Here is a 22,943-nt window from a genome sequence, read left to right on the forward strand (position 1 = left end):
GCCGCGAGGGATGGACAGTCGGGGTGTACGACGTCGACAAGGACGCTCTGGCCACGGTGCGGTCGAGGCATCCCGACTGGATCACCGGAGAGCTCGACGTCCGCGACATTCAGCAGTGGGAGAAGGCGCTGGGCGAGTTCACCTCGCACACCGGCGGGACGCTCGACGTCCTGGACAACAACGCGGGCGTCCTCGTCGCCGGCGACCTGACGGAGATCTCGGCGGACGCGGTCAAGGCCCAGATCGACATCGATGTGTTGGGCGTGACGCTCGGCGCCAAAGCCGCGTTCCCGTACCTCAAGGCCACGCCGGGGTCGCACCTGGTCAACATCGCGTCCGCGTCGGCGATCTACGGTCAGCCCGGGATCGCCACGTACAGCGCCGCCAAGTTCTACGTCGCCGGACTGACCGAGGCGTTGGAGCTCGAGTGGGCACCGCACGGCGTGCGCGTGGTGGGGATCTGGCCGCTGTGGGCCAAGACCGCACTCGCGGACCCCAAGGCCAAGACGACCAAGACGCTCGGCATCAAGATCACTCCCGAGCAGGTCGCGGACAAGGTCTGGCAGTCCGTCCACCCGACGACCCTTGACCGCCGATTTCATCGCACGTCCTACAGCGTCGGTGAGCAGACGACCGTGCTCGCGAACATCTCCAAGTTCTCGCCCAATTTCGCGACGCGTCTGGTCAACAAGGTCCTGGCCCAGTAGGGCCTCACGTCGAGCTGATCGTGGTGCACCTTTCGAGCGTTGCACTGCTCGCGACGAGAACGTGAGGTCCGCGCGGTACCCGATCCCACCCGGCACTCGCATACTTGTGTGACCTCACACTCTTTGGGAGTCACCATGCTCGGTTCCCGCACCCCACGCCGCCTGCGTTCCCGACTTGCCGGCGCCCTCGTCGCCGGCGCGCTGGCCCTACCCGTCGCCGCAGCGGTCACGGTCCCCGCCGCCGTACCCGGACTCGTCCCGCAGGCCGCCGCCGGGCCGGTGGAGGACGCACTGACGGGCCTCGCCGGAGACCTGGATCCCACGGGCGAGCTCGGGCCTTACGTGACCGAGGCGCTCAACGGCATCAACGGGCCCATCGGCGCACCCGGCCCGCCCGCTGCGGTGGACACCCCGGTCACGTGCCGACCGACCCCGGCCCACCCGCGGCCGGTGATCCTGGTGCACGGGACGTTCGACAACGGCCCCAACACGGTCCCGCGGCTGGGCGATCCGCTGCGGAGGCAGGGGTTCTGTGTGATCGCCCCGACCCTCGGCGCCTACGCGGGCAACCCGGCCCGGGGAGGTCTCGACTCGATCGTCGGCGCATCCGGTCCGCAGCTCGCCGGGGTGATCGACCACGTGCGCGCGGTCACCGGCGCGGCCCAGGTCGACCTGGTGGGTTACTCCCAGGGCGCCTCGATCGCGGGATACACCACCAAGGTGTTGCGCCCCGGCGCGGTGGGCCGGGTGGTCTCGGTGGGCGGGTACTGGGGCGCGGACAACAGCGGGCTGATCCCCCACCAGCTGCCACCGGGGCTCGCGGGCGCGGCGCTCTGGGCCGCCAACCTGCGGGGTCTGGCCGAACTGTCACCCGGCAGCCCCATGCTCACCGCCTGGTACGGACTCGACCGCACCCCGTTCCTGCCCGGGGTCGCCTACACGCTCATCGCCACCGGCGGCGACCATCTCCTGCCACCGCAGCGGAGCTTCGTGCCGGGGCCCGGCGTGGGGTGGCGGGTACCGGAGCAGGCGTGCGGCGGTGGCCCGACCTCCCACGGCGGGATGGCGCTCGACCCGCGGACCCACTCGATGGTCGCCCGGGCGCTCGGCGGCGCGGGCGCCTGCTGAGACCGCCGGGGCAGACCGGGGACGACCGGGGACGGAACGGGCCGGAGCCGGGTCAGCCGCTACCGCTGCTGCTGCTGCGACCCTCCACGCTCCGGCCCTCCCTGGTCCTCCCTGGTCCGGTCTCCCGACTTCTGTCCCAGTCGCTCGTCCCGAACCACCACCGTCGGGCGGCCGCAGCGAGGAGCAGGACGGCGAGCGCGCTCCACAGCAGGACGTCGAGGGTGCCGGCCCCGGGGGAGGTCAGCTCCACGGTGGCCACCACCAGGGCACCGATCCCGCCGATCGCGGTGGCCGCCACGTACGCGACCGTCTGAGGACCACGCGGGGCAGTGCCGTCCGCGCCGTGCCGGCCGGCGGATCCGGGGTCGTTCACAGGGTGATCCGAGGGGGTGCGGGAGGTCACGGGGCGACCACCTCGTCGTCGTCGCCCTTCTCCCCTCCCCCGGGGTCCGCCGCCAGGCCGTGTTGCAGGCGGCGCTCCACCCGGTCCACCTTCCCGCGCAGCTCACCGGAGCGCCCGGGCCTCAGGTCGGCCTTGAGCACCAGACTCACCCGCGGGGACACCGCCAGAACCGCCTCAGTGGCGGCGCGGATGACGGGCATGACCTCGTCCCAGTCGCCCTCGATCGTGGTGAACATCGAGGTGGTCTCATGCGGCAGACCGGACGCGCGGACCACCCGCACCGCCTCGGCGACGGCCTCGCTCATGGACGCCGAGTCGTCCGCGGTCGTGGTGGGTGCGACGGAGAACGCGAAGAGCATGGCACCACGGTAGGCCTCCCCCGCTCGTGGCGCAGATCGAGGTCCGACCGGGGCCGACCCTCAGACGCGGGACACCTGCTGCGGCACTCCGGGTTCGTATCCCGCAACGGTGAGCAGCTCGCGGACGCGGGGGATGACCTTGCGGCCGTAGAGGTCCACAGAGTTCATGAGGTGCTCGTGCGGGGTGGGGCCGCTGGCGTACTTGAGGTCGAAGCGGTCCAATCCCAGTGTGCGTACGGTCGCGGCGATCTTCTGCGCGACGGTCTCGGGTGAGCCGACGTACATGGCCCCGGACCTCACCTCGCGGTGGAAGTCGGCCTCCCCCGCGTCCCCCCATCCGCGCTCGCGGCCGATCTTGTTGCGGTTGACCAGCCAGTGGGGCATAGCCAGGGCGGCGGCCTTCTCGTCGGTTTCCGCGACGAAGCCCGGCGAGTGCACGGCGACAGGCAACCGCGGCGCGTCGGTGCTCGCGAGCTGCGCGTTGGCCTGCCGGTACAGGTCGGCGAAGGGGGCGAACCCACCGGCGGCCCCGCCGATGATCGCCAGCATGAGGGGCATCCGGTACCGGGCCGCGCGCACCACGGATTCGGGGCTGCCGCCCACGGCGATCCACGCGGAGAGCCCGCCCTCGGTCTCCGGGTACACGCGCTGGTCGACCAGGGGACGCCGCAGCTCCCCGGACCACGTGACCGGCTTCTCGGGCAACAGCGCGGAGAACAGATCCAGCTTCTCGCTGAACAGCTGCTCGTACTGCTGGAGATCGAGGCCGAACAGCGGGAACGACTCGGTGAAAGACCCGCGCCCCAGAACGACCTCGGCGCGCCCGCCCGACAGGGCGTCGATCGTGGAGAAGCGCTGGAACACCCGGACCGGGTCGTCGCTGGACAGGACGGTGACCGCCGAGCCGAGAGTGATGCGCTGCGTCCGGGTCGCGATGCCGGCGAGCACCACATCCGGGGCGGAGACGGCGTAGTCGGGCCGGTGGTGCTCCCCCACCCCAAAGGCGTCGACGCCCACCTGGTCGGCCAGGACCGCCTGTTCGACGACGTCCCGGATCACCTGAGCGTGGTGGACCCGCGCGCCTCGGTCATCGACGGTGGTGTCGCCGAAGGTGTCGAGGCCAAAGGCGACGGAGTGTGACGCTGGAGATGCGGAGGTGGCGGGCGTGGCGGAGGTGGTGTGCTGAGTCATGCCCCCACTTTAGTTGACTTGTCAACCATAGGGTCTGCGGAGGTCCCTCTCGCCCCGGCCGGGCGGGTCTACAGTTCGTTCATGACGTTCACAGAGGCCGTGGAACTGGTGGGCAAGACCATGGACGCGGCCGGCGTGGCCGCCATCGTGGTGGGCGCGTTGGTGGCGGCCATGTTCGCCCTCGACCCGCGTCGCCGACACGGCCCGGAGGGTGACGTCTACACCGCATTCCGGCGCCGTCTCGGCCGCGCGATCCTGCTGGGCCTGGAACTCCTGGTGGCCGCGGACATCATCCGGACCGTCGCGATCTCGCCGAGCTACGACTCGGTGGGGTTGCTCGCGTTGGTCGTGCTCATCAGGACGTTCCTCAGCTGGTCGCTCGAACTCGAGATCTCGGGCCGGTGGCCGTGGCAGAAGCGAGCCGGATCGCGAGCCGACCGCACCCGGCATGATGGAGACGACCAGGCGCGAGCCGACGTGCACGAGAGCGAGAGGACCACACCATGACCGACACCGATCACGGACCCCACCCCTACGTCGTCAACATCGAGGACGCGACCCTCGCCAACACCAACTACCGGACCACGCTGTGGACCGGGAAGCACCTGCAGATGACGGTCATGGCGATCGCTCCCGGGGACGACATCGGCCTCGAGGTGCACGAGGACCACGACCAGTTCCTGCGGGTCGAGCAGGGTCGCGGTCGCGTCCAGATGGGACCGGCCGAGGACCGCCTGGAGTTCGACGAGGAGGTCGGCGACGACTGGGTGATCCTCGTCCCCGCCGGGTCGTGGCACAACGTCACCAACATCGGCGACGAGCCGCTCAAGGTCTACTCGATCTACGCCCCGCCGGAGCACGAGCACGGCACCGTCCACGCGACCAAGGCCGAATCGGACGCCGACGAGCACTGAGACACCTCGGGCACAGGGCCACCTGGGTCCCCGAGCTCGTCCACGGCGTCAGGCGCCGGCGGGCCCCTCGTCCCGCCGGCGCCTCGTCGCGCGCACGTACCTGGTGAGCATCGTGTCCATCAGCGCCGGCGACAGGCGCTGCAGACGCCACGTCGCCCGCGCCCGCGCGGGTTCGATCACGAGCGCCCGGTTCCCCAGGACACCACGCAGGACGCTCTCCGCCAGCAGATCCGGGTCCAGCGGCTCCCGCACGCCCTGACCCTCGAGGTAGTAGTGACGGCCGTCGAAGCCGTCGAGCTCGCCCTTGTCCAGGATCGCGGTGTCCACCGCAGCCGGGCACACCACGGTCACCCCGACGCCGTGGCCGGCCGCCTCCGCGCGCAGCGAGAGCCCGAGCCCCACCACCGCGTGCTTGGTCATGGCGTAGCTGGTGATCAGGCCCGCCGGGCACAACCCGCCCATGGAGGCGGTGAGCACGAGCGATCCCGTTCCCCGGCGGATCATCTCCGGGTACGCGGCGTGGACGCAGTGCACGACCCCGCGGATGTTCACGTCGACGATCGCGTCCCACTGCCCCAGGGTGAGCTGCTCGGTGTCCCCGCCCCAGGTGATGCCGGCGTTGGCGAACATCAAGTCCAGGCCACCGTGCTCGGCGACCACCTCGCCGACCAGGTCCGACACCGCCCGGGCGTCGGTGACGTCGAGCGCCTCCGACCGGGCGGTTCCGGTGACCGTCGCGCCCGGGGTGATCTCCTCCGCCACCCGCCGGGCGGCCACCGGATCGATGTCCGTCACCACGACGTGGGCGCCGGCCGCCACCAGGGCGCGGGCCAGTGCGGCGCCGATCCCCGAGCCACCTCCGGTGACGATCGCGGATCTCCCGGCGAATCCCGGGGTGCCGGAGCGGCTTCTCCCGCGGCCCGCACCCCGGCGTCCGTTTGTCGCGCGGCCGCGACCCGGCCTCACGAGAACGCCTTGGTCGCCAGGCCGAGCACGTCCGGATAGCGGCGCAACTGGGCCCCGCCGTCAACGGCCAGGTCCTCCCCCGTCATCCAGGGCGAGTCGGCGAGGTAGAGCACCGCCCGAGCGACGTCCTCCGCGGTGCCCCGGTGCGGGACCGCCGCGTTCTCGGCGTACTCCTCGGCGAGCCCGGGGATCTGCAGGACCGGTTCGGTGAGCGGGGTGACGAGGAATCCGGGAGACACCGTGTTCACCCGGATCCCCCGCTCCCCGAGCTCGAGCGCGGCGACCTGCGCGAGCATCACCAGGCCAGCCTTGGCCGCGCAGTACGCGGCCATCCCCCGTCCGGGTTGCCGCGCGTTGAGCGAGGCGATGGCGACGATCGAGCCGCCCTCACCGACCACGCCTCCGGCGTGCTTGAGGACGAGGAACGTGCCGGTGAGGCACACGTCCACCACTCGCCTGAACTCAGCGGTGTCGTGGTCGGTGACCAGCCCGAGCGTGCTCACCCCGGCCGTGGTGACGACCAGCTCGGGGGCGATACCGGTGAACAGCGCCTCCACCGACGACTCGTTCACCACGTCGACGACCCTGTGCTCGTGGCTCGGGGCGTCAGCCGCGCCCGCCAACCCGCCCGCGCCCTGGAGCTCGGCCGCGCGCGCCTCGGCGAGGTCGCCGTTGACGTCGGCCACCGTCACCCGCCACCCGTCCGAGGCGAGCTGTTGCGCCGTGGCCCATCCGATCCCGGATGCGCCACCGACCACCACCGCGTGCCGCCTCCCGGTCGTGTCGTCTGCCATTTCCGCCTCCGTCCGGGATGGGGCCCTGGGCGGGGTGCCCCGTCGGCGCGCGCGGGACGCTGTTGACGCCCGTCAATCCCTGGTCATAATCTAGGACCGCAATGTGATTCGCGCCATAGCTTCCCGGCGCGGCGGTCCCCGGCCCGAAGAGGTTTCCATGACACCCGTCCCCACTGTCGCCGTCATCGGCGCGGGCATCAGCGGTCTCACCACCCTCAAGATGCTCGACGACTACGGCATCGAGGCGGTGGGCTTCGAGGCCTCCGACCGGATCGGCGGGAACTGGGCGTTCGACAATCCCAACGGGAGCTCGAGCGCGTACCGGTCGCTGCACATCGACACCTCCAAGCACCAGCTGAGCTTCCGGGACTTCCCCATGCCCGAGGAGTTCCCGGACTTCCCGCACCACTCGCAGATCAAGCAGTACCTCGACGACTACGCCGAGGCCTTCGACCTGCTGCGCCGCATCGAGTTCGAGAACCGGGTCCTGCACGCCGAACGGCTCGAGGGCGGCGGCTGGGAGCTGACCACCGAACGCACCGGCACCCGCCGCTTCGACGCGCTGGTGGTGGGCAACGGACACCACTGGGACCCGCGGTTCGGCGACTTCCCGGGTGAGTTCACCGGCGAGATGATCCACTCGCACGCCTACGTCGACCCGTGGGACCCGCTCGAGTTGCTGGACAAGCGCATCCTCGTGGTGGGCCTGGGCAACAGCGCCGCCGACATCGCGGTCGAGCTGTCCTCCAAGGTGATGCGGAACGAGGTGGTGATCTCCACCCGGTCGGGCGCGTGGATCGTCCCGAAGTACATCGCCGGCAAACCGGCCGACAAGTACTTCGCCACGTTCCCGTTCCTGCCCTACTCGTGGCAGCGCAAGGCCATCCAGGCCATGCAACCGATGTCCGCGGGCCGGCCGGAGTCCTACGGACTGCCCACGCCCAACCACAAGTTCTTCGAGGCGCACCCCACCCAGTCCGTCGAGTTGCCGCTCCGACTCGGCTCGGGGGACATCACGGCCAAGGGCAACATCGCCCGGTTCGAGGGGCGGACCGTGCACTTCGAGGACGGCACGGCGCAGGAGTTCGACGTCGTCATCCAGGCCACCGGCTACAACACCTCGTTCCCCTTCTTCGACCCCGAGTTCCTCAGCGCCGACGCCCACAACCACGTGCCGCTCTACAAGCGGATGTTCTCCCCGGGCATCGACGACCTCGTGATGGTCGGATTCGCCCAGTCCACGCCCACGCTGTTCCCGTTCGTCGAGGCCCAGGCCCGGCTGGCGGCCGCGTGGGCGGCGGGCCTGTACCGGACGCCGGACCGGGGGGAGATGGAGCAGGTCATCGTGGCCGACGAGAAGAAGTACATCGGGCACATGCTCGACACCCCGCGGCACCAACAACAGGTGGACTACTTCCTCTACGAGCACGACCTGCGGACCCGGGAGATCCCGGAGGGCCGCGAGCGCGCGGCCCGCTCCGGCGGGATGATCCGGACGGCGGCGCCCGCGTGAGCGGGAACGGCACCTCCGGCGAGGGCACCAACGGCTCTCCCCGGGGCGATCGACGCCGCGAGGCCCTGTTGGCCGAGCTCGACCGGCAGCTGCGCACCACCAAACTCGACGACATCTCGGTGGCCGACCTCACCGACGCGGCCGGCATCACCCGCTCGGCGTTCTATTTCTACTTCGACTCCAAGGCCGCGGCGGTGACCGTGTTGCTCTCCTCCATCCAGGCGACCGCCGCCAAGTCGAACGACATGCTGGTGAACTCCGACGGCCGCTTCCGGTCCCGCGTGTCCGCCACGCTGAGCCGCCTGGCGGACCGGATGGTCGACAACGCGCACGTCTACCGTGCCCTGCTCACCGCGCGGACCACGCACGAACCCATGCGCCGCCTCTGGGACGAAGGGCGGGCCGAGCTGGCGACGCCCATCGCCGAGTACATCCGCTCCGAGCGGGCGGCCGGCCGGGCCCCCGAGGGGGCCGACCCGGACTCGCTCGCCACCGCCCTGATCCAGATCAACGAATCGGTTCTCGAACACCTCGTCTACGACCCCGGTGCGGATCGCGAGCCCATGATCGCCACCGCCTCGGACCTGTGGGTCCGGGCCATCTACGGCCGCCCGGACCCGGAGGTCGACAACCCAGGAGAACCCTCGTGACCAGCCAGATCACCCCCCTCGACCTCGATTTTCGCTCCGGGGGGGACACCTGCCGCGGGTGGTTCCTGCCCGCGGCCGGGACGGATCGGGCACCGTGCGTCGTCCTGGCACACGGGCTGGGCGGAACGGCCGACTCGGGTCTGCTCCAGTTCGCCGAGGCCTTCGCCGCCGCCGGGTACGCGGCGTTCGCGATCGACTACCGAGGCTTCGGACGATCTGACGGCGGGCCCCGACAGGTCGTCTCGCCGTCGCGTCAGCAGGACGACCTCCGGGCGGCGGTCGCCGCGGTCGCCACGCGGCCGGACGTCGACGCCGACCGTATCGTCCTGTGGGGGTGCTCCCTGGGTGGCGGGCACGCGCTCGAGGTGGCCCGGGAACCGGGCGGGGCGTCGCGCATCGCGGCGGTGATCTCGGTGGTCCCCCTCGTCGACGGGCGGGCCGCGGCGGTGGCCGCCGCCAGACAGCACCGACCGGGCGCCCTGCTCCGCTCCACCGGCACCACGGTCGCGGCCAAGGCCGCGGCGGCGCTGGGCCGCACGGAGCCGTTGGTCCCCCTGGTCGGCCCGCCGGGGTCGAACGCGGTGCTCTCCCTGGAGGGATACGAGGAGGCCTACGGCTCGATCGCGGGGCCGAGCTGGCGCAACGAGATCGGTGGCGGGGTCGGGGCGGTACTGGGCTCCTTCCGACCGGGCGCAAAGGCCGCGGAGCTCGCCGGGACCCCCGTGCTGGTCCAGATCGCCGACCTGGACCGCAGCGCGCCGCCGCACGCCGCGAGCACCGCGGCGTTCGCCGCTCGAGCCGAGGTGCGCCACTACCCGGGCGACCATTTTGACCTCTTCCCCGGCCGGCCGTGCCACGAGCTGGCGGTCACCCACGCGCTGCACTTCCTGCGTCGTCACGTGGGGTGACCGTCCGATCCGAACTCCTCCGAACTTCTTGTTGACGCATCACCATTGAGGCGCTACTGTAGGTGACACAACAACCAATCGCCCCGGTGTCCAGCCGGGGACCACCGAAGGAGTCACCATGACCGCGACGCTCACCGACCTCACCGGCACCTGGAACATCGACCCCACCCACACCCGCCTCGGCTTCGTCACCCGCCACGCCATGGTCACCAAGGTCCGCGGGTCGTTCAACGACTACACGGGCACGGTCACCGTCCCCGCGGAGGGAGTCGACGGCGCGACCGCCGAGGTCGTCATCACCGCCTCCTCGATCGACACCCGCAACGCCGACCGCGACGGCCACCTGAAGTCCAACGACTTCTTCGACATGGACAACCACCCGGAGATCACCTTCCGCTCGACGAAGATCGCGGCCAACGGCTCCGGCGGCGTCGACGTGACCGGCGACCTCACCATCAAGGGCACCACCAAGTCCGTGACCATCCCGTTCGAGTACGAGGGCACCGCCACCGACCCGTTCGGCAACCTCCGCGCCGGCTTCGAGGGCACCACGGTCATCAACCGCAGCGACTTCGGCCTGACCTGGAACGCGGCGCTCGAGACCGGTGGCGTGCTCGTCTCCGAGAAGGTCACCCTCGAGATCGAGCTCTCGGCCATCAAGCAGGCCTGAGTCCCGCCCGGCCCGGCCGGGACCCCCGTCCGGCCCCGTGACGCCCCCGGGGCCGGACGGCGCCCCCCGGCAAGAACTGCACCGCCAGGCCCTAGCCGCCAGGTCCTAGCCGACAGGTCTTAGGAGACGACGACGAAGACCGCGGAATGCGAGCCGTCGGCGTCCTCCCAGGTCCCGCTGAGCGTGCCCGGCGAGCCGATCAGGGGGCGGTCAGCCTCGGCGTCGTTCTCCTCCGAGATCACCCGGATCACCTGAGGTGCGGCATCGGCGTCGCTGTCGCCCGTCGCCCCGTCCCCACCGCCCCGCACGTTGACGGGCGACGGGGTGACCGTGCCGTCCTCCACCGCCAGATGGTCGGCGGCGGTGTCGCGGTGACTGACGACCCGCCGCACCTCGGTCACGTACACGGGGTCCGCCGGCGCGTCGTACACCCAGCGACGACCGAGGACAGAGTGTTCGAGCGTCCCGACCAGTGCGTCCTGCGCCCCCGGGAGCTCCGCCCCCCGGTAGGTCACGGGGACGTGGAACGTGCGCGCACCGTCCGAGACGAGGAAGGCCTCCATGCCCACCTCGCCGTCGGGGTCGACGAACCGGTAGGCGGTCACCTGCTCCAGCCGCGTCGGGTCACCGTCGAACCACGACTGGTGGCGGATCCACGCCCGGAGCAACTCGAGTTTGCCCGGGCTGAGGACGGCGTCATAGATCTCGGCGGTTCCACTCATGGGACAAGCATCCCCGGAGAGCGTCGACGCGGCAAACACTCCGCGAGATGAAGAAGAATTTGTCCGGGCGCCGTCGCTCCAGCGCATCACGACATTCCACCGACCGGGCTCCGACGGGGAGTGATCGCGGTCACAGCACGCTGGCACTGTCGCCGTTACGGTGACCGCCGTGTCTCCGGGAGACCCCGGCGCCCGAACGAAAGGTGACCACCATGAAGAAGACCATCGCGATCATCGGTTCCGCTGCCGCCCTGTCCTTCTCCGGTGCGGGACTGGCCGCCGCCCAGAGCGATCTCCCCGGGCTCGACAGCGGGTCGGTCGGCGCCCCCACGACCGTCGAGACGGACATCGACGGCGCCGAGACCCCCGCCGAGGTCTCGGACATCGCGCAGCAGCTCTGCGGCACGATCTCCGCGTACGACTTCCTCGGTTCCGTCGGCGGCGTCGCGCCCGGACTGTCGGGCGAGGAGTGCGAGGCGAACGCCGACCTGGCCATCTCCACCGCGATGACCGGCGACATCGCGGGCGCGATCGACATCCTCCGTGGCATCGACGCCGAGATCCCGGGGGACGGTGACACCGACGGCACCGAGACCGACGGCGACGACACCGCTGCCGACGACGCCACCGGCGACGACGTCGCGACGGGCGGCGACACGGTCGAGACCGACGCCTGACAGACCCGAGCCGGCCCCGGCCCCCACGACGGGGCCGGGGCCGCCGTCATCTCCAGCCGGGCCCTGTCGGATCGGCGGTCCCCTATCGGGCCTCGTCGCCGCCCGCGGTCACGAGCTCACCGAGGAGCTGGTGGTCGATGTGGCCGGGCTCGGTCGACTCCATGAAGTCGACGAGGATCCGCTCGACCGCGGCGGGGTCCTCGACGTGCGGATAATGCCCGGTGCCCTCGACGATCGCGAGCCGGCTGCCCGGGATCGCCTCGTGGGTGGTGAGCCCGTGCGAGACGGGGATGATCGGGTCGCGGTCGCCCCAGATCAGCTGGAAGGGCAACTGCGCCGCCAGATAGAGCCTGTTGCTGGCGGAGACGGCCTGCCCCTTGTTGTCCACGACCGCCCGGAGGGTCTTGAAGAACGTGCGACGGTGCCCGGGCCTGCCGAGCGACTCGTACGCCGCCCACGGCTCCTCGAGCGCGATCGCGCGGACACCCCTGCCGGTGAGGAACCCGCGGGCCTTGTCCCCGGCGGACACCAGGAACGGGGCCGCACCCGCGGTCAGCAGGAGCTCGGCTCCGGGGACCGCGAGAAGGCGCAGGATCCAGTTGACCTCCTTGCCCAGGCCGCCGCTGCCGATCAGCGCGATGCGCTCGCAGAAGTCGGGGTACTGGTAGACGAACTGCAGGGCCACGCCGCCACCGAGCGACTGGCCGATCACCGTGCACCGCCTGATGCCCTTGACCACCAGCAGGTCGCGCAGGGCGGAGGCCATCGCCCCGAGCGAGTAGTCGTCGAAGTCCAGGGAGCTCTCCCCGTGGCCCGGCAGGTCGGGGGCGATGATGTGGAACCTCGATTCCAGGCGCGGGATCAATTCCCGCCAGGTGACGGAACTGCCCGCCATGCCGTGGATGAGGAGCAGCGTCGGCTTGCCCTCGCCGGCTCCCGCCTCGCGGTACGCCAGCTCGCGTCCGTGGAGCCTTGTCCGCTGCATCTCGGTCTTGTGCACATCGCTGTTCTGCATGTCGCATTCCCCCTCGGGGACGGTCTCCGCGCCGTACCTCGTCGCAAGGAGCACCTCGACCCATTGTGCGCCATCAGGGGCCCGGGGAGCAGTTCTCTCTATCACATCCGGCCCGGACGCTCATCCGAACTCCCGCGCGAGCCGCCGGTGCCGGTGGGCGAACAGTGCCCCGACCACCACACGGACGACCGATCCGGGCACCAGCGCACGCGGTACGGCCCGCAGGGTGTCGGTGACGCGGGTGGAGCCGTCGGCCAGCGATTCGAGCTCGCGGCGGTGCTCCCACACCCGACACGACCCGAGCTCCGAACGCTCCTGGAAGAACCGGAGGGCCTCCAGGTCGACCAGGACCAGGTCGTCGTACTCCACCGGGATGACCCCGCCGAGCAGGATCCACGCGCGCCCGATCGGCCGACCCAGCGGCACGTCCGCGATGGAGGCCCCCGCCAGTCGCGCCGGGAAGCGCATCCGCAACAGAGGCCGGAACTCGTCACTGACCCCGTCCGCGGTGACCACGCGCGCCCACACCTCGTCGCGCGGGGCGCGGACCACGCTCGCCCGCACCACCTCGACGTCCGTCACGGCAACCGCTGACCGGAGATCGCGCGGGCGATCACCAGCTGCTGGATCTGCTCGGTGCCCTCGAAGATGTCGAAGATCTTGGCGTCGCGGTGCATCCGCTCGACCGGGTACTCGCGGGAGTACCCCACCCCGCCGAGGATCTGGATGGCGCGCTCGGTGGCCCACACGGCGGTACGGCCGGCCTTGAGCTTGGACATGGAGCCCTCGGCCCGGGCCATGGGCTGCCGGGTCGCGCCCAACCACGCGGCCCGGCGGACCAGCAGTCGCGAGGCGTCGATCTCCACCGCCATGTCCGCGAGCAGGAACGAGATGGCCTGGTTCTCGATGATCGGTCGGCCGAACACCACCCGCCCCTTGGCGTACTCGAGCGCGTACTCGTGTGCCGCCCGCGCGATGCCCACGGCCATCGCGCCCACGGTGGGTCGGGTCCGTTCGAACGTCGCCATGGCGGCCTGGCCCCCGGTCCGCTCGCCCTCCCGGGCGCGGGCCAGCTTCTCGTCGAGCTTCTCCTTGCCGCCCAGCAGCGCCGAGCCCGGCACCCGGACGTCGTCGAAGAAGACGTCGGCGGTCGCCGACGCGCGCAGGCCGTGCTTCTTGAGTCGGGGTCCGGCCTCGATCCCGGGGGTCCCGGCCTCCATGACGAAGGCGGCCTGGCCGCGGGAACCGAGCTCCGGGTCCACCACCGCCTGCACCACGAGGACCGAGGCCACCCCGCCGTTGGTCACCCAGGCCTTCTGCCCGGAGATCACCCACTCGTCCGTGGCCTCGTCGTAACGGGCCCGGGTGCGCATGTTGCCCACGTCGCTCCCGGCCTCCGGCTCGGACGAGCAGAACCCGCCGACCGCCGGTTCGGCTTCGGTGCCGTAGCAGCGGGGCACCCACTCGATGATCTGGTCCGTGGTCCCGGCCGAGGCGATGCCCGCCGCGGCCAGTCCGGTGCCCATGATGGACAAGCCGATCCCCGCGTCGCCCCAGAACAGCTCCTCACACAGGATCGGGTAGGACTGACCGGTGTCGTCCTGCCGCAGCGTGGCCATGATCTCGTAGCCGTACAGCCCGATCCTGGCGGCCTCCTGGATGACCGGCCAGGGCGTCTCCTCGCGCTCGTCCCACTCGCGGGCGGCCGGCCGGATGACCTCCTCGGCGAAGGCGTGGGCCCAGTCCTGCAGCTCGCGCTGCTCGTCGGTCGGTTCCATGCTGAAGGTCATCGGTTCCTCTCGGTGGGGTGGTGGGTCAGCGGGTGGCGGGGTCGCCGCCGGGTGACGCGGGCTCGTCGTCATCCGGTCCGGACCTCTCGTCGTCGTCCGGCCCGGAGACCACGGCGCGGTCGGGCACCAGTCCCGGCGCCTCGCCGGGTTCCCGGTCCACGTCCCCGTCCGTCCCTCCGGCCAGGTATCTCACCACGGTGTTCACCATGGCGGTGACGGGGACGGCGAACAGCGCTCCCACGATGCCGAACAGGTAGGTGCCCGAGGCCACCACCACGATCACGGCCAGCGGGTGGAGGGCCACCGCGTGACCCATGAGGACGGGCTGCAGCACGTGCGACTCCACCTGGTGGACCACCAGGACGATCGCCAGCATCGCGATCGCGATCACCGGTCCCCGGTCCACCAGCGCCAGCGCGGTGGGGATCAGCCCCGCGACGAGGGTGCCCACGATGGGGACGAACGACGCGAGGAACACCACCACCACGATGGGGATCACGAAGGGCACGCGCAGCACCAGCGCACCGAGCCCGACCCCGGTGGCATTGATCGCGGCCACGGTGAGCTGCGTCCGGGTGTAGGCGCCGAGGCTGCCCCAGCCCTGTCGCAGCGCGCGGTCGACGTTGAGGCGGCTCGCGCGGGGGAACCACCGGACGAAGAACGCCCACAGCTTCTCCCCCTGATAGAGGAAGAAGAACAGTGCCACCAGGCAGATGAGCAGACCGGCCACCGCGTCGACGGCCGTGTGCCCGAACTGGACCGCGCCCGCGGCCACCGCCTCGGAGTGGGACTCGATCCAGGCGCGGACCTGCGCGACGGCCTCCTGGAGCCGGTCGGCGGTGAGGTGGAGCGGGCCGTCCTCCAACCACTGGAGAGCGGTGTCCACGCCGCTGCCGATCTTCTCCCTCATCTCCGGGACCCCGGTCGCGAGCTGGGTGGTGACCACCGCCAGCGAGCCCACGACCAGCGCCAGGACCCCGAGGACGACGACGAGCGCCGCCAGCGCCCGCGGGACCCGCCGGGGCACGCGGTCCACCAGCGGCCGGAGCATGGCGGCGAGCAACACCGCTATCGCGAGCGGCGCCAGGATCACCGACAGTCGGCCGATGGCCTGGCCGAGGATCCACCCGCCTCCGGCGATCAGCAGCAGGCAGGCCGCCCAGGCCGCCGCCAGGACCATCGGATACGGGAGATGGGATCGGGGGATCGCGGCGGTGCCGGCGTCCTCACCGTGGGTCGTCATGGGAACACCATAGGCGCGCTGACCTCAGACGACGTCGACTTCGCGCCGCATGAGGGCACGCCGCCGGGAACGGGACCCACACGCCGCGGGACCGGGTGGCCGAGCGCCGGAGCGTACTCCTGCTCCGACCCCTTCGCGACTGGTTGCGAAGTCCGCGCCGAGTGGGAGAGTCGGTGTGACACCCGTGAACTCACACCCAACCCTCGGAGGAGTCACATGTCCGACAAGAAGTCCGCCGCATCCAGGACGGCCGGCGCCGCTGCCAAGAAGGTCGCCGACGCCGCCGGGACACTCGCCGATCAGGTCATCGGCGGTGGGGATGTCGTGCCCGGCGTCCCGGCGCCCAAGCCCCCCTCGCTCGAGGAGCCCACCGATCCCACCGGCCCCCTGCCCCCCAAGCCGGACCAGAAGGGTGCCACGCCGTTCAGCCCCACCGGGGCCGAGTCCGCGGACACCGAGGACGCCGCCCGTCAGCAGGGTGAGTTCCTCACCACCGCGCAGGGGGCACGGGTCGCCGACACGGACCACTCCCAGAAGGCCGGCCGCCGCGGCCCGACCCTGCTGCAGGACCACCACCTGCGGGAGAAGATCACCCACTTCGACCACGAGCGGATCCCCGAGCGCGTCGTCCACGCCCGCGGCGCCGGCGCCCACGGTGTCTTCGAGGCCAACGGTGCGGCCGCGAGCGTGTGCCGGGCCGGGTTGTTCGCGCAGGGTGCGCAGACCGAGGTCTTCGTCCGTTTCTCCACAGTCCTCGGGTCGCGCGGGTCCGCCGACACCGTGCGGGACACCCGCGGGTTCGCCACCAAGTTCTACTCGGAGGAGGGGACCTGGGACCTGGTCGGCAACAACATCCCGGTGTTCTTCATCCAGGACGCCATCAAGTTCCCGGACGTCATCCACGCCGGCAAGCCGCACCCGGACCGCGAGATCCCGCAGGCCCAGAGCGCGCACGACACCTTCTGGGACTTCGTCTCCCTCCACACCGAGGGCCAGGCGCACGCCATGTGGAACATGTCCGACCGCGGCATCCCCCGCTCCTACCGGATGATGGAGGGCTTCGGCGTCCACACGTTCCGGCTGATCAACGCGGCCGGCGAGACGAACCTGGTCAAGTTCCACTGGAAGCCCCACCTCGGTGTGCACTCGCTGGTGTGGGAGGAGGCCCAGATCGCGGCCGGTATGGATCCGGATCTGCACCGCCGCGACCTGGCCGACGCCATCGAGGCCGGCGCGTTCCCCAAGTGGGACCTGGGCATCCAGGTGTTCCCGGACACGGTCGACTCCAACGGGGTGAGCGAGATGTTCCACGGCATCGACCTGCTCGACCCGACCAAGTTCGTCCCGGAGGAGCTCGCGCCGGTCCAGGTGATCGGCACCATGACGCTCAACGCCAACCCCAAGAACTACTTCGCGGAGACGGAGCAGATCGCGTTCCACCCGGGGCACCTCGTGCCCGGGATCGACGTGACCAACGACCCGCTCCTCCAAGGCCGGTTGTTCTCGTACCTCGACACCCAGATCTCGCGGCTGGGTGGACCGAATTTCGGGCAGCTGCCGATCAACCGCCCGCACGCCCCGGTCAACGACATGCTGCGGGACGGCATGCACCAGACCGCCGACCACGTGGGGGTCGCGCCGTACAAGCCGAACAGCCTCGACGGCGGGTGCCCGTTCCTCGCCGGTGCCGACGACGGTGCGCTGGTCGAGGTGGCGCAGCACATCGCCGACGCGCAGGTGGTCCGGGACGCCCCGGCCACCTTTGACGACCACTACTCGCAGGCGACCCTGTTCTACAACAGCATGACCGAGGTGGAGAAGGAGCACATCGCCGGCGCGTACACCTTCGAGCTGGGCAAGTGCTACGAGGAGAACATCAAGGTCCGCCAGGTCGAGCAGCTGGCCCACATCGACCACGACCTCGCCGTCACCGTCGCCACCGGCCTCGGTCTCCCCGCGCCCGCCAAGGTCCCGGTGGCCGAGGTCGTCACGAGCCCCGCGCTCTCCCAGATCGGGCGGGAGTGGCCGTCTGACGGTCGCCTCATCGGGATCCTCGTCACCGAGGCCTCCGACGTCGCCGCGGTCAAGGCGCTGGAGCAGGCGGTGTTCGACGACGACATGGTCCCGCTGGTCATCGCCCCGACCGGCGGCACGCTCGGTGGAAGCGATGCGGACGATGCAGAGACGGTCACGGTCTCCCGCACCTACCGCACCCAGCGGTCCATCGAGTTCGACGCCCTGGTCGTGGTGGACCTGCCCGCCGACGCGAACACGGACGTGCTGATCAGCGAGATGTTCCGCCACAAGAAGGCGATCGCCTCGCTCGCGCCCGTCGACCAGTTCGTCGACTTCGGGCTCACCGCCGACACCCCCGGTGTCGTGGTGGTGGACGAGGCGGCGGGAGTCCTGCCCGCGCTCAAGCCGCTGCTGGCGACCCACCGTGCGTGGGACCGGCCGGATCCGGCCCGGGTCTGACGGACCTGCGCGAGCAGGAAGGTGGCGCGGGCAGGCCACCTTCCTGCTCGCGCGCCCGAGAAGCTGCTGCACCGGGCCACCCAACCAGGGGAAAGCTCGACGAGCCTCGGCTACCGTGCACGAATGCGCTCACACGGAGCTGACTTGTCCCCCCAGCTCCTGCTCCTACACGGGGTCACGAACTCGGCCCGAGTCTGGGACGACGTCGTCCCGCTTCTGGGGGCCGACTTCTCCCTTATCGTCCCGACGGCCGCCGGCCACCGCGGTGGCCCTGCGGCCGTCGGGCGGGCGACCATCTCCGGGCTCGTCGACGACGTCGAGGCGCTCCTGGACGAGCGCGGTCTGGCCTCCGTGCACATCGCCGGCAACTCGATGGGCGGTTGGATGGCCATCGAGTTGGCGCGGCGCGGGCGAGCGCTCAGTGTGTGCGCGCTCTCCCCCGCGGGATGCTGGACCCCCGGGGAGGCGGACGAGACCCACGCGACCTCGACCATCCGACGGGGACGGTTGATGGCCCGGATGGCAGGCCCTCTCGCTCCCCTGGTCCTCCGATCCTCCGTGTTGCGCCGGCGGTTCCTGCGCGACGCGGCCGAACGCGGCGACCGTCTCACGCCCCGCCAGGCCGCCGATATGGTCCGAGACCTCGCGGGCTGTGTGGTGGCCCCGGATCTGCTGGGGACCACTGAGCGAGTCCTACCGATGGATCCTCTGCCGTGCCCGGTGACGGTGGCGTGGTCCTCTGAGGACCGGATTTTCCCGCCGGAGGTCAATGCCGTCAGCGCCAGGCAGTTGCTGCCCGGGGCACGTCACCTCTGCCTGGATGGCGTCGGCCACGTCCCGATGATCGACGACCCCGACCTGTGCGCGCGAGTAATCCGAGAGGTCGTCAGGTCAGGGCCTGATGGCCCGGAGGTAGCGTCAACGGCATGACGGACAACGAACCGACCAGCTCGTCCGGTGCCGACGACGCCGCCCCCGGGACACGCCTCGAGGCCACGCGGGTCATCGCGGCGTCGGCGGACCGGGTGTTCGCCGTGCTCTGCGACCCGGACGGTCACGTGGCCATCGATTCCTCGGGAATGCTCCAATCCGCCGAGGGCTCGACGGTCACGGCGGCGGGAGACCGGTTCGTCGTGCACATGGACCGCGAGTCGCTCGGCGACTATGACCTCGGGCGGTACGACGTGACCGTCATCATCACCCGGTTCGTGCCGGGTGAGGAGATCGCCTGGACCATCGACGGCCAGATCAAGCCCCCGATCGGTCACACCTACGGGTATCGCCTGACGCAGCTCGGCAGCGGGACCGCGGACGGAGGCGGAGGCAGCGCCGGGGACCTCGACGGGCCACTGACGGAGGTCGTGAGCTACTACGACTGGTCCGACGCCCATCCCAAGTGGCGCGATTCCGGCATCCTGCCGGTGCTGGACGCGTCCGCACTCAAAGCGACCCTGGGCATCCTCGAGCGGGCCGTCCGGAGAGGATACGTCCGTGGCTGATCCGACCGTCCCAGGCCAGACTCCGCCGAGTTCTGAATCGCTGGGTTCCGAGCCGCCGCGGTCCGCGGAGATCACGTTCTCCCGCGGCCGCCTCCGTTTCCGGGCCATCGACTCCGGCCCGGCCGACGGCGAGGTCGTAGTGCTCCTCCACGGATTCCCGCAGCGCACGAGCAGCTGGGACGCGGTGGCGCCCCTCCTCCACGCGGCCGGGTTCCGCACGCTGGTCCTGGACCAGCGTGGCTACTGCTCCACCGCCCGCCCCAGGGGTCGGCGGGCATATCGACTGTCCGAGTTGGTGGGCGACGTCCTCGCCCTGCTCGACAGCGCGAACCTGCCCGCCGCCCACGTCGTCGGCCACGACTGGGGCGCGGCCGTGGCGTGGGGTGTGGCCGCCGCGCATCCCGACCGGGTCCGGTCGCTCACCGCGGTGTCGGTGCCCCACCTGGCGGCCTTCCGCCGCGCGATGATCGTCTCCGACCAGCTGCTGCGCTCCTGGTACATCGGGTTCTTCCAGTTGCCGTGGGTTCCCGAGCGGGTGCTCACCTCGGACGGAGGCCCGGCGGAACGCGCTCTCGCCACGATGGGCATGACGCCGGAGATGATCGCCCGCTACCGCAGCGAGATGGTCGCCGACGGCGCCGTTCCCGGTGGACTGGGGTGGTACCGCGCGCTGCCCTTCGCCTCACCCGGGAAGGCGACCGCCCGTGTCCGCGTGCCCACGACCTTCGTCTGGAGCGATCACGACCCGGCACTCGGCCGCGGTGGCGCCGAGCGGACCGCCCACTACGTGGACGCCGACTACCGCTTCGTGGAGATGTCCGGTGCGAGCCACTGGATACCCGAGGAACGCCCAGCTGAGCTCGCCGAGGAGATCATCGCCCGCGCGCAGAGTTGAGCCGGCGGCAGAACCAATAGCAGAGAGAGCGCCCGGGGCGCGGGTCCGGGATCCGGGGTCCGGCCCCCGTCAGAACGGGGGCGGGTCGTCGTCGTGATCGCCGCGCCGCCTGCTGCGCTCGGGGCCATCTTCGGAGCTGGCGCCCGGCGACCTCCCGGGTGGCCGGTTGGGACGCGGGGACACCGGGGCGGTCACGAACCCGCGGGCCCGCGCCAGCGGGCCTGTAGGAGTTGTGGTCAGGACATGTCTGCCGAATCGGATCTTGATCCGCCCGCCGTCGAGGTACTCATAGTGGGCGTCGGAGAAGGTCTTGTACCGGTGATGCCGCCGACACATGCACATCAGGTTCTTCTCGATGGTCAGCCCGCCACTCGAGGGATCGGAGTGGTTGAAGGGGACAATATGATCTATGTCGCAGGATTCCGCCGGCACCGCGCAACCGGGATGCCGACAGGTCCCGTCTCTCATTCGGACCCGTCGCGCCAGGTCTGGAGGAATCCGATAGCGATAGGCGCTCTCACCGCCATCGTGGGTTCCGGGTCGAGTGTCCACGAGCTCGAAGGTCGCGCCCTTCGCGGACTCGAGCAGACGGGTCAGGGTCTCGAGCGCTGCTTCTCCCGTTCTGGCGAACTCCAGTTGAGGCGCTCCGACTCCGTTGGCGATCACGGTCACACGCGGACGCAGTAGCGGCGAGACGTTCACCGGTGCGTGCACGGGGTCGTCCGCTCCATCGGCACCCCGCTGCCCCGCCGCAGCCTCCGCAGCAGCAGGGGCACCATCACCGGCCCCGCTGCCGGCGGCCTCGCCCGTGCGCGCGCCGTTTCCCCCGCCCCGAGCCGCGTCCGAGCCGCGGGCTGAACCCGGCGTCGGGTCCGCAGATCCTGCGGCGGATGTGCCGCGATACCCGCCGTCGGGGTCCACCACGACATGGTCACCGGTGGCCATCGCCACCAACGCGTCGGCGCGCCGCTGCGCGAGGGTGCGGCGGTCACCCGGCGCCGCTTTTCCCGCGAAGGCGTCGATTCGCTCCGCGAGAACCGCCCCCGCAGCTGCGGGCAGACGGGCTGTCATGGTGCACATCCCGCGGTCTTCTCTGCGAAATCGCACACCCCGACCGAAGGCGGCGTCACGGCGGCGCTCGGCCTCGCCCTCCGGGTCGATCTTCGCGACGACGTTGTCCGCGTGCCGGGAGATCGTCCTCCGGTTGGGCCGCTCCCCCCTGTGGAGTCGCTTGAGATAGTCCTCGACGACAGCGGCCTGCACCTCGTGGCTGAGGGAGGGGTCCACGTCCCTGATCCGGCTACACAGCAGCATCGCGATGCGCTCGCACAACAGCCCCGATTCCATCGCATCCAGAACCGCGGGGGCCCAGGCGTGCACGTCCACGGCCAACCCGACCACGTCACTCGCCCGCGAGTACGTCACACCGGTCGTGGCCACCAGAGACTGGCAGGTGTGATCGATGGGGTCGAGCCTGGACCAGTCAGGCTCCCCCGGGCCCATCTCCCGCAGCCGCGCCTCGAGCTGCCGTTCGTGGTGCTCGACGAGGGCATGGACACCCCGGCATCTCGCGGCGGCCGCCCGATTCTCGGCGAACAGTACCTCTGAGGCGAGGAGCTCGGCGGCCACGCCATCGGCCGCACTGCCACTGCAGATCATCGCTACTCCTCGCCTGAATCGCTCCTGTGTTCGATTATATCGAACACATATGCGGATCAGGTAACGATCCTGCAACGCCTCGGGGGGTGCGTCCCGGGGTGCCGTGGGTCAGTCCTCCGCCTCCCACGGGGGCGGGATCATGGCGGCGACCGCGGCAGCCGCCAGAGCGACCCCGCACCCGAGCAACAGGCCCACGCGGAAACCGGTCTCGGTGGGCACGAACAGCCCCCCGAAGTCCACGGATATCTGTGTGAGGATCACCCCGAGTACCGCCGCGGCCGTGGTGGTGCCGATCGACCGCATGAGGGTGTTGACGCTGTTGGCGGACCCCATCTCGGAGTGCGGCACCGACGACATGATGAGGGCGGGCATGGCACCGTAGGCCAGACCCACGCCGGAGCTGGTGATGACGGCCGCGATCATGACGCCCCACGTCGAGCCCATGAGGAACATGGCGGAGGCGTACCCCGATGCGATGACCAGCGATCCCAGGATGAGCGTGGGCTTGGGACCCCGTGTGGTGATGAGTCGTCCGCTGATCGGGGAGACGGCCATCATGGCCAACCCGCCGGGCGCGATCCACAGCCCCATGGCGACCATCGACTGCCCCAGCCCGTGGCCGGTGGCCACCGGGAGCTGGAGTATCTGGGGGATGACGAGCAGCTGCGCGTACAGACCCATGCCCACGAGGATCGAGGTGGACCGTTCCCGTTCTGGTGGACACGCGGAGATGAGCGGAGAGTTCCCCCGAGATAGAGGGAGCAG

25 protein-coding genes are annotated in these 22,943 nt (G+C 70.9%); 13 read left to right on the plus strand and 12 right to left on the minus strand.

The genetic code is table 11. The features are described from left to right. A partial coding sequence (locus tag ABD250_RS10430) for an SDR family oxidoreductase (RefSeq protein ID WP_344392133.1) occupies window positions 1–707 on the plus strand: 707 nt, incomplete at its 5' end. Window positions 708–815: 108 nt separating this feature from the next. Beyond that, window positions 816–1,835 carry an esterase/lipase family protein gene (locus tag ABD250_RS10435; protein ID WP_338404150.1) on the plus strand — a complete coding sequence of 340 codons (1,020 nt, stop codon included), beginning with the start codon at window positions 816–818 and terminating at the stop codon, window positions 1,833–1,835. A gap of 52 nt (window positions 1,836–1,887) precedes the next feature. Here ABD250_RS10435 and ABD250_RS10440 read toward each other — a convergent pair whose 3' ends face one another. Genes ABD250_RS10440 through ABD250_RS10450 form a run of 3 tightly spaced genes read right to left on the minus strand, consistent with a single transcriptional unit; the run spans window position 1,888 to window position 3,788 of the window. After that, window positions 1,888–2,238, minus strand: a complete 351-nt coding sequence (locus ABD250_RS10440; RefSeq protein WP_182658217.1) for a hypothetical protein — start codon at window positions 2,236–2,238, stop codon at window positions 1,888–1,890. Continuing rightward, window positions 2,235–2,597: an MTH1187 family thiamine-binding protein gene (locus ABD250_RS10445; protein WP_182658216.1), complete on the minus strand. Its 363-nt coding sequence runs from the start codon at window positions 2,595–2,597 to the stop codon at window positions 2,235–2,237. Before ABD250_RS10445 ends, ABD250_RS10440 begins: the two co-directional genes overlap by 4 nt. Before the next feature lie 60 nt (window positions 2,598–2,657). Then, a complete protein-coding gene (locus tag ABD250_RS10450) occupies window positions 2,658–3,788 on the minus strand; it encodes an LLM class flavin-dependent oxidoreductase (protein WP_182658215.1) in 1,131 nt (376 codons plus the stop codon). Window positions 3,789–3,869: 81 nt separating this feature from the next. Between ABD250_RS10450 and ABD250_RS10455 the strand changes: the two genes are divergently transcribed. Together ABD250_RS10455 and ABD250_RS10460 are read left to right on the plus strand one after the other, a co-directional pair. Beyond that, entirely contained in the window at window positions 3,870–4,295 is a 426-nt protein-coding gene (locus tag ABD250_RS10455; RefSeq protein WP_182610515.1) for a DUF1622 domain-containing protein, read from the plus strand. Continuing rightward, the gene (locus ABD250_RS10460; RefSeq protein WP_182610516.1) at window positions 4,292–4,702 is read left to right on the plus strand and encodes a cupin domain-containing protein; all 411 of its coding nucleotides are present in this window, start codon (window positions 4,292–4,294) and stop codon (window positions 4,700–4,702) included. Before ABD250_RS10455 ends, ABD250_RS10460 begins: the two co-directional genes overlap by 4 nt. A gap of 48 nt (window positions 4,703–4,750) precedes the next feature. Here ABD250_RS10460 and ABD250_RS10465 read toward each other — a convergent pair whose 3' ends face one another. Beyond that, window positions 4,751–5,572, minus strand: a complete 822-nt coding sequence (locus ABD250_RS10465) for an SDR family NAD(P)-dependent oxidoreductase (RefSeq protein ID WP_344392162.1) — start codon at window positions 5,570–5,572, stop codon at window positions 4,751–4,753. 92 nt (window positions 5,573–5,664) lie between these two features. Then, a complete protein-coding gene (locus ABD250_RS10470; RefSeq protein ID WP_182639689.1) occupies window positions 5,665–6,462 on the minus strand; it encodes an SDR family NAD(P)-dependent oxidoreductase in 798 nt (265 codons plus the stop codon). A 157-nt stretch (window positions 6,463–6,619) separates the two neighbouring features. Between ABD250_RS10470 and ABD250_RS10475 the strand changes: the two genes are divergently transcribed. The 4 genes from ABD250_RS10475 (at window position 6,620) to ABD250_RS10490 (ending at window position 10,203) form a co-directional block, all read left to right on the plus strand. Next, on the plus strand, window positions 6,620–7,975 hold the full coding sequence (locus ABD250_RS10475) for a flavin-containing monooxygenase (RefSeq protein ID WP_182659250.1): 1,356 nt from the start codon (window positions 6,620–6,622) through the stop codon (window positions 7,973–7,975). Continuing rightward, complete coding sequence (locus ABD250_RS10480; protein WP_182659249.1) at window positions 7,972–8,625, plus strand: TetR family transcriptional regulator; 654 nt, start codon at window positions 7,972–7,974, stop codon at window positions 8,623–8,625. Before ABD250_RS10475 ends, ABD250_RS10480 begins: the two co-directional genes overlap by 4 nt. Beyond that, window positions 8,622–9,533, plus strand: a complete 912-nt coding sequence (locus ABD250_RS10485) for an alpha/beta hydrolase (protein ID WP_344392141.1) — start codon at window positions 8,622–8,624, stop codon at window positions 9,531–9,533. The genes ABD250_RS10480 and ABD250_RS10485 overlap by 4 nt, the downstream gene beginning before the upstream one ends. A gap of 118 nt (window positions 9,534–9,651) precedes the next feature. Continuing rightward, on the plus strand, window positions 9,652–10,203 hold the full coding sequence (locus ABD250_RS10490; protein ID WP_179524060.1) for a YceI family protein: 552 nt from the start codon (window positions 9,652–9,654) through the stop codon (window positions 10,201–10,203). Window positions 10,204–10,322: 119 nt separating this feature from the next. Here the strand turns inward: ABD250_RS10490 and ABD250_RS10495 are convergent, their stop codons facing one another. Beyond that, the gene (locus ABD250_RS10495) at window positions 10,323–10,925 is read right to left on the minus strand and encodes a CG0192-related protein (protein WP_179524059.1); all 603 of its coding nucleotides are present in this window, start codon (window positions 10,923–10,925) and stop codon (window positions 10,323–10,325) included. Window positions 10,926–11,137: 212 nt separating this feature from the next. On the opposite strand from ABD250_RS10495, the gene ABD250_RS10500 reads away from it, so the two are divergent. Then, entirely contained in the window at window positions 11,138–11,602 is a 465-nt protein-coding gene (locus ABD250_RS10500; protein ID WP_182659291.1) for a hypothetical protein, read from the plus strand. 82 nt (window positions 11,603–11,684) lie between these two features. Here the strand turns inward: ABD250_RS10500 and ABD250_RS10505 are convergent, their stop codons facing one another. From ABD250_RS10505 to ABD250_RS10520, 4 genes are all read right to left on the minus strand, one after another. Continuing rightward, a complete protein-coding gene (locus ABD250_RS10505) occupies window positions 11,685–12,617 on the minus strand; it encodes an alpha/beta fold hydrolase (RefSeq protein WP_241730782.1) in 933 nt (310 codons plus the stop codon). Window positions 12,618–12,737: 120 nt separating this feature from the next. Beyond that, window positions 12,738–13,199 carry a hypothetical protein gene (locus ABD250_RS10510; protein ID WP_182659290.1) on the minus strand — a complete coding sequence of 154 codons (462 nt, stop codon included), beginning with the start codon at window positions 13,197–13,199 and terminating at the stop codon, window positions 12,738–12,740. Continuing rightward, window positions 13,196–14,407, minus strand: a complete 1,212-nt coding sequence (locus ABD250_RS10515; protein ID WP_182659289.1) for an acyl-CoA dehydrogenase family protein — start codon at window positions 14,405–14,407, stop codon at window positions 13,196–13,198. Before ABD250_RS10515 ends, ABD250_RS10510 begins: the two co-directional genes overlap by 4 nt. 25 nt (window positions 14,408–14,432) lie before the next feature. Further along, a complete protein-coding gene (locus ABD250_RS10520) occupies window positions 14,433–15,650 on the minus strand; it encodes an AI-2E family transporter (protein WP_182659288.1) in 1,218 nt (405 codons plus the stop codon). Window positions 15,651–15,866: 216 nt separating this feature from the next. Between ABD250_RS10520 and ABD250_RS10525 the strand changes: the two genes are divergently transcribed. From ABD250_RS10525 to ABD250_RS10540, 4 genes are all read left to right on the plus strand, one after another. After that, window positions 15,867–18,125 (plus strand): catalase, encoded by a 2,259-nt coding sequence (locus ABD250_RS10525; RefSeq protein WP_182659287.1) that lies wholly within the window; start codon window positions 15,867–15,869, stop codon window positions 18,123–18,125. Window positions 18,126–18,248: 123 nt separating this feature from the next. Continuing rightward, window positions 18,249–19,055, plus strand: a complete 807-nt coding sequence (locus ABD250_RS10530; protein WP_182659286.1) for an alpha/beta fold hydrolase — start codon at window positions 18,249–18,251, stop codon at window positions 19,053–19,055. Beyond that, window positions 19,052–19,624: an SRPBCC family protein gene (locus ABD250_RS10535; protein ID WP_182659285.1), complete on the plus strand. Its 573-nt coding sequence runs from the start codon at window positions 19,052–19,054 to the stop codon at window positions 19,622–19,624. Before ABD250_RS10530 ends, ABD250_RS10535 begins: the two co-directional genes overlap by 4 nt. Before the next feature lie 40 nt (window positions 19,625–19,664). Further along, window positions 19,665–20,519: an alpha/beta fold hydrolase gene (locus tag ABD250_RS10540; protein WP_179526084.1), complete on the plus strand. Its 855-nt coding sequence runs from the start codon at window positions 19,665–19,667 to the stop codon at window positions 20,517–20,519. Between the two features lie 69 nt (window positions 20,520–20,588). Here ABD250_RS10540 and ABD250_RS10545 read toward each other — a convergent pair whose 3' ends face one another. Further along, entirely contained in the window at window positions 20,589–22,178 is a 1,590-nt protein-coding gene (locus ABD250_RS10545) for an HNH endonuclease signature motif containing protein (protein WP_344392150.1), read from the minus strand. A gap of 108 nt (window positions 22,179–22,286) precedes the next feature. Then, window positions 22,287–22,943 (minus strand): MFS transporter (locus ABD250_RS10550; RefSeq protein WP_344392152.1); only part of this gene is annotated, 657 nt, incomplete at its 5' end.

This window comes from Dietzia cercidiphylli, from assembly GCF_039531545.1.
GTDB classification, from domain to species: Bacteria; Actinomycetota; Actinomycetes; order Mycobacteriales; family Mycobacteriaceae; genus Dietzia; species Dietzia natronolimnaea.